Origin of the sequence: Kaistella sp. (assembly GCF_049588135.1) — a bacterium.
Lineage (GTDB): Bacteria > Bacteroidota > Bacteroidia > Flavobacteriales > Weeksellaceae > Kaistella.
Genome location: NZ_JBAVFG010000156.1, coordinates 1 through 8,667, shown reverse-complemented (window position 1 = coordinate 8,667; position 8,667 = coordinate 1). Strand labels below are relative to the sequence as shown.

The window sequence follows — 8,667 nt, the reverse complement described above, 5'->3', positions numbered from 1 at the left end:
TTTACAACATTCCTAAAATGTAAATTCAATTTGTTCTGATGTGGATTAATCAATCTGTTACAGCAGAAATCAAATCTAGAATTGCTTGGACAAAATAAAATTATTGCGTAAAAATAATGAAGAAAATTATTGTGTTTTTTCTATTCGGTTTTTCTTTAAACTTGTACTTTTCTCAAAGTATAAAAGCTTTTCTGGCTCCAGATTCTTTGAAGGGCAAAAGCTTCGAATTTTTAGAAACGGCATTTTATAAAATTATAAAAAGCGATTCACAAAAAGCAACATTATATGCAAACTGTATTCTTTTGAAAGGAAAAAAGGAAAATAATGAAACCAAGATTGCAGACGGTTTTCAATTTCTATATCGATGCAAATCTGATCCTTCCTATTTGGACAGCATGATCGTAATTTCGAAAAAGAGTCAGAATTTTGATAATATTGCACAAGGTTATTTATTGAAAGGAAATCATTTTTATTTCACATCAGATTATTCGAAATCTTTAGAAAATTATCTATTAGCACGAGATTTTTCCAAAAACAACCAAGACATCTATAATATTGTCAATTTTAATATTGGTTTGTTAAAATTAGAATTAGGCAATTATCAAGAGGCGCAAAAATTATTCTTAGATTATAAAAAATATGAATGTTTTTCATACATTTTCTGCGACCAAAATATTCCCAGCTCTGCAAATGGAAGCAACCGTAAGATTAAATAACTTCTTCATGAAACCCTCTTTTGACAGCACTACATTTGCACCGATTGGAACTTTCCGAAACATCGGAACATTCGATTGGTACGGAGTTTCTTTCTCATTAGTTTAAAGATTCGGAAATCAAAAAGTAAAAGAGAATACCAAAACGAATGTCGAAAAAGAGAGTGGCGGTGCGAAGTAATTTTTTTTAATTATTTTCTAATCTAAGAATTTGCTTTGCCGAATCTGAAGTAAACCGTTGCAGGATATCTCTTTTTTACGAAAAATTGTAACAAATATTTATTTTAGGTACTAACTTCTCAGAAAACCAGAATATGTCTTCATTAGAAAAAGAATTTTTAGAACAAATTGAAAAGCACAAAGGCGTGATTTTCAAGATTTCTAAAATGTACATGGATAATTACGATGATCAAAAAGATTTATTCCAGGAAATTACTTTTCAGGTGTGGAAAGCCTATCCAACTTTTGAAGGTAAAAGTCAGTTTTCAACTTGGTTATATCGCGTAGCTTTAAATACCGCAATTATATTTTTAAAATCGGAAAAGAAGCGAAGTTTCATTAAAAATGATGAAGTAGAAAATTTTAAAATTGTTGCTGATGATTATGATGATGATCAGGAAAAGAAACTGGCGAAAATGTATAAAGCAATTCAGCAATTGAATGAAATCGACAAAGCATTAATTTTCTATTATTTACAGGGTTATTCAGGAAAGGAAATCGCAGAAAATATGGGGATTTCAGAAGTTAATGCAAGGGTAAAACTCAATCGTGCAAAGGAAAAACTAAAACAACTTATTTAAATTCAACATAATGGAATTAGATCAATTAAAAAATATTTGGGATAAAGAAGACGTTTCGGAAACTCCAAAAATTTCATTGGAAAAGCAAAAGGAAATTCATTTGCCATTGGAAAAGATCCGCAAAAATATGCGTCAGGAATTTTGGTGGACTGTGGTTATGTTTCTTTTAATCATACTCTTTTTTGTGTTGAAGGATATGCACATTTTTAGGTTCAAAGTCTATGTGATCACTTTGGTTTCAGCGCAAATGTTGGTAACGAGTTTCTATTTTTTTAAGTTTTTTAATTTATATCAAAACCTAACAACTGTAGATTTTAATACCGTAGAAAATTTGAGAGATTTAAGTTATCAATTCAAATTAAATGAGCAGTATTATTTATCATTTTACATTTCATTTGTACCGTTTGTGGTTGCTGAAATGTTGCTGATGTTTGAATTTATCCCTAATCTAAAAAATATTGGAGGTGCCGAATTTATTGTGACGTTTTTGGGACTTTGCATCTTCACTTTGCTATTGCTTTATTTTATAGGAACATGGTGGTTTAAAAGATTATATGGGAAATATATTTCTCAGATTACACAGATTACCGCGAATCTAAAATAGTTTACAAATTATTCAAAATTTAAAGGACTCTATGAAAACAAAACTTCCCGAACGATTCAGGAAGTTTTGATTTTTATAAAAATGCTTTCTATTTTAAAGCAGAAGTATTGAGTTCTCCAATGGCTTTTGAAAGTTCATCATAAGAAAATCCATCTGCATTTAAAGTTAGTAGATATCGGTTTTTTAGGACAGTCTGAATTTTTGAACTAATTTTTTCACTTTTTTTATCTTCTGAAATAATGGATTTTGCACCATTAATTTCAGTGCTTTTTTCGAAACCAGTTTCCGTAATTTTTTCTTGATTCACGTTCATTCCCAACATCATTATAGAAACCATTGCACTTCCGGTTTCGCCGGCACCATCGATGATTTCAACTTTAATTTTTTTATTGTTGTCATCTGTATATTTCGCTTCGGCAGTTGATAAATTCATCATGGCGTTGTCACCAACTGAAAGTTCTTTCCTTTTTAAACCTAATAATTGGTCGGGTAAAACGGCTTTCAATTCTTCATTGGTAAGTGGCGGGATATTCTTTAAGTTCTCAATATTTTTTGTAACATCTTGCATGGAGCTGCTCACCTTGCTGTAGCTTTTTGCGGATGAAACAAGATCTGACAAACTGCCAGTTTTCTCGGTCTTGACCTTTTCTTCTTTGGAACAGGCGACAAGCAGCAGAACTGAGGTCGCAATCATTAGTTTTTTCATGGTATGTTTTTTTGGTACAAGCAAATTTAGCGAAAATTATTTTCATGCTATCTAACTGGAATACAAAACAAAACACTCCCCAAATCGAGGAGTGTTTAAATTTATTAAAAAAAATAGATTTTAATAATCTAATTAAATTCCATCAATAATAGTATTCAAAGTTGTTGAAGGTCTCATTGCAGCATAAGTTTTCTCTGAGTTTGGGAAGTAATATCCACCAATATCCTGAGGTTTTCCTTGTGCACCAATTAATTCGGAATTTATTTTTGCTTCATTTTCTTCCATCGCTTTCGCAATTGGTTTGAAGGTTTCAGCCATTTCGGCATTCTTGGTTTGTGTGGCTAGTGCTTCTGCCCAATACATTGCCAAATAGAAGTGCGAACCTCTGTTGTCGATAGAACCCACTTTTCTTGAAGGTGATTTATCATTAGCCAAAAATTTCTCATTTGCAACATCTAAAGCATCTGCTAGAATCTGTGCTTTATCATTATTTTGAGTTTGAGCCAAATGTTCTAAACTCGCCTGTAATGCCATAAATTCTCCTAAAGAATCCCAACGCAAATAACCTTCGTGAATAAATTGCTGGATGTGTTTCGGTGCAGAACCTCCTGCTCCTGTTTCGAATAATCCACCGCCATTCATTAACGGAACGATAGAAAGCATTTTCGCAGAAGTTCCTAATTCTAAAATAGGGAAGAGGTCTGTTAAATAATCTCTCAACACATTACCAGAAACGGAAATGGTATCTAAACCTTTTCTGATTCTTTCTAAAGTGAAAGTCATCGCATCTTCGATATTCAAAATTCGGATATCAAGACCAGTTGTGTCGTAATCTTTCAGATATTTCTCAACTTTCTTAATCATTTCACGGTCATGCGCTCTTTGGTTATCTAACCAGAAAACTGCTGGTGTATCAGATAATCTTGCTCTGTTCACCGCTAATTTCACCCAATCCTGAATCGGTGCATCTTTCACCTGACACATTCTGAAAACATCTCCTGTTTGAACTGGTTGTTCCATGTATATATTTCCGTTAGCATCAGAAACTTTTACAGTTCCATCTGCAGATAATTGGAAAGTTTTATCATGAGAACCGTATTCTTCGGCTTTCTGCGCCATTAATCCAACATTGGGAACAGAACCCATTGTTCTAGGATCAAGTGCGCCATGCTTCTTCATATCATCAATCGCTGCTTGATAAAATCCTGCGTAACATCTGTCCGGGATCATGGCAACCGTATCTTCTTCGTTTCCTTCTTTGTTCCACATTTTACCGCCACCTCTAATTAAAGCGGCCATAGAAGCATCTACAATAATGTCGGAAGAAACGTGGAAGTTGGTAATTCCTTTGTCAGAATTAACCATCGCGATTCTTGGTCCATTTTCAATCGTTTGTGCGATATCCGCTTTAATTTCTGCTTCTTTCTCGTTGCCTGAAATTTTTTCAAAAAGAGTTGCTAATCCGAAGTTTGGATTTATATCTAATTGCTTGAAAGTATCTTTGTATTTTTCGAAAACATCTTTGAAATAAGTTTCTACGATCGCTCCAAAAATAATTGGGTCAGAAATCTTCATCATCGTCGCTTTCAAATGTCCAGAAAGTAGAACATTTGCTAATTTCGCTTCTGCCATTGCTTCTGCCACAAAAGCTTTCAAAGAAGAAAGACTCATTACAGAAGAATCGATAATTTCCCCAGCTTTCAAAGGAGACAATCCTTTTAATTCTTTCACAGAACCATCATTTCCAAAGAATTCAATTTTATATTGAGTGTCGTTCTCTATCGTTACCGATTTTTCAGTACCATAAAAATCTCCACTTTTCATATTCGCTACGGTAGTTTTAGAATCTGCTGACCAAGCGCCCATTTTGTGAGGATTTGCTTTTGCGTAATTCTTAACCGCTTTCGGTGCTCTACGGTCTGAGTTTCCTTCTCTAAGAACAGGGTTTACAGCGCTACCAAGAACTTTAGCGTATTTGTTTTTAATGGCTTCCTCATCTGCATTTTTCGGTTCAGCAGGATAATTTGGTAAAGCAAAACCGTGTTTTTGTAATTCGGCAATCGCTTCATCCAACTGAGGAACTGACGCTGAAATATTCGGAAGTTTAATAATGTTTGCTTCTGGAGTAGTTGCCAATTGACCTAATTCAGCCAAAGCATCTTCTACTTTTTGATCGTCTTTCAGATATTCCGGGAAATTAGCTAGGATTCTTCCGGATAGTGAAATGTCTTTTGGTACAATCTCGATATCTGCAGTTTTGGTAAACGCTTGTACAACAGGTAAAAAAGAATGAGTTGCCAACATCGGCGCCTCGTCTGTCCAAGTGTAGACGATTTTTGATTTTTCTGCCATTATATTTGATTTTTAATTTTAAAATTAAGCAAGCACAAAAGTAGTGAATTTTGGGCAGATTTGGGAGTATTTGTTCCGAATTATTGGCTTTGAATACAAGAATTTGATTTTTTTAGAATAAAGTTTTTGTGCCTTTTGCAGTTAAAAAAAATGGCTCATTTAAAATTAATGGTATTTTCATTTCAAACATCAGTTATTTTATTAATTTAGCATTCCAAAATTTTAACAATGAAAAGAATTTTATTTTTATCTTTTTTAATTCCGATTTTCGGATTTTCTCAGGCTCCTTCAGGATATTACGACGGGACTTCTGGGCTTAGCGGTTACGCATTAAAATCAAAACTTCATGATATTGTATCTAAAAATATCAATTGGAATTATGATGATCTGAAAACGTATTGCAACTTAACTGATATTGATAAGTTCTACGATTACAATGCAAGCAACACCACTATTTTATTGGATTTATACTCCAATAACCCAACGGGGACAACCGCTTATCATTATACCTCAGAAAATCTTATTTCATCTGCAAATGCAGAAGGATTGGGTTGGAATCGGGAGCATCAAATGCCGCAAAGTACTTACAATAGCAATTATCCGATGTATTCTGATCTATTTTATATTATTCCGGCAGATGCAAGAATTAATCAATTGAGAAGCAATTATCCTTACGGAGAGGCAAAAACTGGGGTTAATCCTTTTTATACTTTTACGAATGGTTCTAAAATTAGCCCGAACGGAACAGCGAATTCGGCTTATACAGGAAGAGTGTATGAACCACGAAATGAATTCAAAGGAGATATTGCAAGATCATTGCTTTATTTTGTAATGAGATATGAAGGAAAGCTCAATACTTTTAATTTTTTTAAAGGAACTACTCAGGCAAATGATGTTTGTCCTTTGGATGGTTCAGAAGAAAAAGCATACGAAGATTGGTATGTCGCAATGCTTCTGAAATGGCACAACCAAGATCCCGTTTCTGCTTCCGAAATTGCCAGAAACAATGCAGTTTATGGTCTTCAAAAAAATAGAAATCCGTTCATTGATCATCCGGAATGGGTAAATTTAATTTGGAATCAAACTCGATCTGTAACCGCTCCACAAGTGCCCGTAAACTTGAATGCCCAACAAACAAGTGCCTATTTTGTAACTTTGAATTGGAATGCATCTTCAGATGGAAATGTTTTGGGGTATAAAATTTACCAAAATGGAATTTATGTAGGTTATACAAAATCAAACTCATTGAGTGTTGATCATCTTTTACCTTCTACGCCTTACAATTTTACGGTAAAAGCCTATAGCGATAATTATATGGAATCGGCAGAAAGCAACTTGATTTCTGTAACAACTTTGGATTCTGATGTTTTTGCAAAAGATTTAATGATTACAAAATTCATCAATGGAACTGATAATAATAAAGCTTATGAAATCACCAATAAAACCGGGCATACCATTAATCTGAATAATTACCGATTGAATATTCAATTTTATAGCGGAACGAATTATTATTCCCCAGCTCCTTATGAAATGGAAGGAACAATAGGGCATAACGAAACGTTTGTCGTCCTAAATCCCAGAGCCAATTTATCATGCATTACTAATGAGCAAGCAAAATTAGTTACCGCAGCTCCACAAATGACTTTCAATGGAAGTAATTATTTGGAATTGAAATACCTCACTACCACGATCGATGCGATGGGAACTTATGGAGCTAATAATTCAGCCACTTTAGGAAATGTTTCTCTTTACCGATTGCCTTCAGTTACGAATCCTACCAAAAATTTTTCAATTTCGGAATGGCAAAGTTATCCTGTAGATTATTGCGAAAACTTGGGGGTTCTGGCAGCCTCTGACCTCAATATTTCTACTGAAAATAATTGGTCAATTTACCCGAATCCTGTGATAGGAAATACTTTATATGTCAAAGGAAAACAATTAGAAAAAGTTCAGAAATCTACTATTTTCGATATTACGGGGAAATTTATTCAGCAAGAAAACGTTCCGTTTAAAAATAAAAACTCAGTGAATGTTCAAAATTTGAATTCTGGAATTTATATTTTGAAACTCGATGATCAAACTTTGAAGTTTATTAAAAAATAAATTCCCGCCAAATCTTTCAATTAAAATCTCCTCGAAATTATTTTTTTGAGGAGATTTTTTTACAACTATTTCAAATACATTTTCATTCGAGTTTCGTATTCGGGTTTTACTTTAATGAATTTCCAGATTTTCTTTTCATCAGGATACGAAATTCGGTAATAAATAATTTTGTCGGCAGAATATTTAAAATAGGGATGATTTTTTAGCCATTCTTCGGGCGCATCTACCAAAGTATATTTCGCAACTTTGGAGTCATCGAGATTTGCAATTGCCACAAGTTTTTGTGCCAGATCTTTATCAATATCATAAGTGTCGATAATTTGTTGTTTGTTCACAAAACCACCTAATTTTTTTCGAAAACCAATAATCATTCCTGCGCTTTTTTCATCAAAACCAAACTCTATTAAATGTTTGAAAGTTATTTCATTCAAATCTGTTTTCTTGAAATCTGTTTTTGTTTCTGCGTTATTGATGGTTTTGGAAGGTTGTTGGTTTTGCGAGTTGTTTGAACTAAGAGGTTGATGGTCTGAATTTTTGCTACTTGTATTTTCAGAATTTAAAATGATAAACGGTTTTATTTGTTCAAATTTTTCTGCTGAAATTACAAAACATCGGGCAATATCTTCTAAAGATTTAAAGCCACCTTTCAGGTTCTTGTCTCTGTAATTAATGATGACGTATGCTTGCTTTTCAGAAAATCCAAGATTTCTCCAACCTTCAAGATTAGTGGTGTTAGGATCAAAATTCGAATAAGTAATCGCTGGCTTTTCAGAAGATATAGTATAGTTGGGAAGCTGTTTTTTATCAAACCTATTTTCGGAAATTCTTTCTGGAAGAAGTAAATAAGGAGCTAGTTTTCTGTAATTTTCTTCACTGATAATATAGCATTCTTTAAATTTTTCTTTACTGATAAAACTTCCACCTAGATAATTTTTGTATTTCAAAATAGAATTTGCTTGCTTTTCTGTAAAACCTAAATTGATGAAATCATTGGTGTTATAAGAATCTGGATTAAATTTCCCAGGAATAGACAAGCCTTTATTAGAAGAGGTGGTGTAATGATAAGAAGTTGTTCTTGGTTTATAATAACTGCCGTAATTTTGTGATAAATTAGACTTTTTTACATTGTCAGAAAGCATCAAATAGGGTTCGAGTTCTGTATATTTTTCTTCGGAAATGGCATAGCATTTCTTGAGCTGTTCTTTTGAAGTAAAATTTCCGCCAACTACTGATTTATATTTAAGAATCGTTGCGACTTGCCGCTTAGAGAATCCTAAATTCATCCATTGCTCTTCATTGAGGTTATTGGGATTAAATTCTGTTAAATGAGCTTTTTTTGTACTAGAATTTCCTGTATTTAAATTTTCTAAAAAAGGAAGTGGTGTATTT

At 33.2% G+C, this 8,667-nt stretch carries 7 protein-coding genes; 4 read left to right on the top strand and 3 right to left on the bottom strand.

Going from position 1 to position 8,667, the window contains the following annotated elements; genetic code table 11:
- The first annotated feature begins 116 nt into the window (after positions 1-116).
- The 3 genes from WBY99_RS08920 to WBY99_RS08910 all read left to right on the top strand — a co-directional run bounded on the left by WBY99_RS08920 (position 117) and on the right by WBY99_RS08910 (position 2,117).
- A complete protein-coding gene (locus tag WBY99_RS08920; RefSeq protein WP_423975982.1) occupies positions 117-716 on the top strand; it encodes a hypothetical protein in 600 nt (199 codons plus the stop codon).
- 311 nt (positions 717-1,027) lie between these two features.
- Positions 1,028-1,513 carry an RNA polymerase sigma factor gene (locus tag WBY99_RS08915; RefSeq protein ID WP_423975981.1) on the top strand — a complete coding sequence of 162 codons (486 nt, stop codon included), beginning with the start codon at positions 1,028-1,030 and terminating at the stop codon, positions 1,511-1,513.
- Positions 1,514-1,523: 10 nt separating this feature from the next.
- The gene (locus WBY99_RS08910; protein ID WP_423975980.1) at positions 1,524-2,117 is read left to right on the top strand and encodes a hypothetical protein; all 594 of its coding nucleotides are present in this window, start codon (positions 1,524-1,526) and stop codon (positions 2,115-2,117) included.
- An 88-nt stretch (positions 2,118-2,205) separates the two neighbouring features.
- Here the strand turns inward: WBY99_RS08910 and WBY99_RS08905 are convergent, their stop codons facing one another.
- Complete coding sequence (locus tag WBY99_RS08905; RefSeq protein WP_423975979.1) at positions 2,206-2,823, bottom strand: hypothetical protein; 618 nt, start codon at positions 2,821-2,823, stop codon at positions 2,206-2,208.
- A gap of 132 nt (positions 2,824-2,955) precedes the next feature.
- A complete protein-coding gene (locus WBY99_RS08900; protein ID WP_423975978.1) occupies positions 2,956-5,175 on the bottom strand; it encodes an NADP-dependent isocitrate dehydrogenase in 2,220 nt (739 codons plus the stop codon).
- Between the two features lie 228 nt (positions 5,176-5,403).
- On the opposite strand from WBY99_RS08900, the gene WBY99_RS08895 reads away from it, so the two are divergent.
- The gene (locus WBY99_RS08895) at positions 5,404-7,278 is read left to right on the top strand and encodes an endonuclease (protein ID WP_423975977.1); all 1,875 of its coding nucleotides are present in this window, start codon (positions 5,404-5,406) and stop codon (positions 7,276-7,278) included.
- Between the two features lie 65 nt (positions 7,279-7,343).
- Here WBY99_RS08895 and WBY99_RS08890 read toward each other — a convergent pair.
- The coding region (locus WBY99_RS08890; protein WP_423975976.1) for a helix-hairpin-helix domain-containing protein at positions 7,344-8,667 on the bottom strand (1,324 nt) is incomplete at its 5' end.

What these genes read in the sequence shown, in the direction of transcription:
- WBY99_RS08895 (WP_423975977.1), top strand. Translation starts at nt 5,404, where the DNA reads ATGAAAAGAATTTTATTTTTATCTTTTTTAATTCCGATTTTCGGATTT.
- WBY99_RS08900 (WP_423975978.1), bottom strand. Translation starts at nt 5,175, where the DNA reads ATGGCAGAAAAATCAAAAATCGTCTACACTTGGACAGACGAGGCGCCG.
- WBY99_RS08910 (WP_423975980.1), top strand. Translation starts at nt 1,524, where the DNA reads ATGGAATTAGATCAATTAAAAAATATTTGGGATAAAGAAGACGTTTCG.
- WBY99_RS08915 (WP_423975981.1), top strand. Translation starts at nt 1,028, where the DNA reads ATGTCTTCATTAGAAAAAGAATTTTTAGAACAAATTGAAAAGCACAAA.
- WBY99_RS08920 (WP_423975982.1), top strand. Translation starts at nt 117, where the DNA reads ATGAAGAAAATTATTGTGTTTTTTCTATTCGGTTTTTCTTTAAACTTG.
- WBY99_RS08905 (WP_423975979.1), bottom strand. Translation starts at nt 2,823, where the DNA reads ATGAAAAAACTAATGATTGCGACCTCAGTTCTGCTGCTTGTCGCCTGT.